2 protein-coding genes are annotated in these 1435 nt (G+C 69.4%); one reads left to right on the forward strand and one right to left on the reverse strand.

From position 1 onward, the window contains the following. Positions 1-906, forward strand: a 906-nt coding sequence (locus tag ACFYTE_RS42370) for an IS5 family transposase (protein WP_388722668.1), incomplete at its 5' end; no start/stop codon positions are given. On the opposite strand, the gene ACFYTE_RS42375 is transcribed toward ACFYTE_RS42370, so the two are convergent. After that, positions 821-1321, reverse strand: coding sequence for a hypothetical protein (locus ACFYTE_RS42375; RefSeq protein WP_388722670.1), 501 nt, complete (start codon positions 1319-1321; stop codon positions 821-823). The genes ACFYTE_RS42370 and ACFYTE_RS42375 overlap by 86 nt on opposite strands. Positions 1322-1435: the final 114 nt, after the last annotated feature.

Raw genomic sequence — 1435 nt, forward strand, 5'->3', positions numbered from 1 at the left:
TGCGACTGCTTCGCCCACACGTACGGCAACGCCGCGGACCATCCGTCCGGCAGACACCGCTATCCGACCGACATGAGTGACGGAGAGTGGGCAGCGGTCCGCGACATGATCCCGAAGCCCGCATGGGCCGAGGGCCGGGGCGGCCGGCCGGAGGAGTACTGCCACCGGGACATACTCGACGCGATCAGGTACGTGGTGGACAACGGCGTGAAGTGGCCCGCGCTGCCTGCCGATTACCCGCCGTGGAAGGCGGTGCACCGGTTCTTCACCCGCTGGCGCAAGCAGGGGCTGACCGGCGAGTTCCACGACCGGCTCCGCGCCGCGACCCGCGAAGCACAGGGCCGGGACGCGGAGCCGACGGCGGGGGTGATCGACTCGCAGTCCGCGAAGGGCACGTCGACGGTCGGGGCCGCGACCAGCGGCTATGACGGCGGGAAGAAGATCAAAGGGCGCAAGCGGCACATCGTGGTGGACACCCTCGGCCTGATCCTGGCGGTCATGGTCACCCCCGCCTCGACGGGGGACCGGGATGCTGCCCAGGATCTCCTCTTGCAGACCGCGCGGCGGCATCACCGGCTCAGGCGGGTGTGGGCGGACAGCGGATACACCGGCATGCTGGTGGGCTGGTGCGCGACGGCCCTGAACCTGATGCTGACCGTCATCCGCCGCAGCGACAGCCAGACAGGCTTCGTCGTGCTGCCCAAACGGTGGCTCGTCGAGCGGACGTTCGCCTGGCTCACCCGATCCCGGCGCCTCGCCCGCGATTACGAGCGGCTGCCCGCGTCGTCGGAGGCGATGATCCTGTGGTCGATGACCATGGTCATGACCCGCCGTCTCGGCCATTGCCGCAGGCGAACCGGCCTGGTACCGGCTCGTGCACCCATCCCCGCGCAACGAGCCGCTTGAGCTTGCACCGCACTCCCTCGATCTTCGCAGGAACCACCTCCAGCCCCAACAAAGCAGTGATCTCACGGCAGTTCAGTGGCTGACCACCAGTGGCGCGGCGTTCGGCCAGCAGGCCCATGACCTGCTGATATTCCGGCGCCAGCACCTCGGCCGACAGCTCCTCCCGCCAGAGGGGAACCAGTGATCCGGGCTTCACTGCCGACGGCTTCCTGGCCTTGTTCCCCTCCGTCGTCTTCCCCGCCACAGCCTCCTGGGCCGCGGTTCCACCCGCGTCCCACACCTCGCTGACCCGCCTGCGGGCGATCAGCCACTCGTCCCACTCCGACTGCGCCGCCTCCAGCTCGGCCTGCAACTCCTCCACCCGCTTCCGGGCCGCCCGCTCCCGCTCCTCCAGCCGCCCCAGCACCGACACCATCACACACCTCCAGCACGCCACCTCCACGGACGCACCGGATCTACCTCACCCGCCCCGGCATCACGCCTGACCAGCGCAAACCCAGCCACCACACTCGGTTTCGAGAAGCCCTCT

It is taken from the genome of Streptomyces sp. NPDC004629 (assembly GCF_042873595.1).
GTDB lineage: Bacteria > Actinomycetota > Actinomycetes > Streptomycetales > Streptomycetaceae > Streptomyces.

What these genes read in the sequence shown, in the direction of transcription:
- ACFYTE_RS42375 (WP_388722670.1), bottom strand. Translation starts at nt 1,321, where the DNA reads ATGGTGTCGGTGCTGGGGCGGCTGGAGGAGCGGGAGCGGGCGGCCCGG.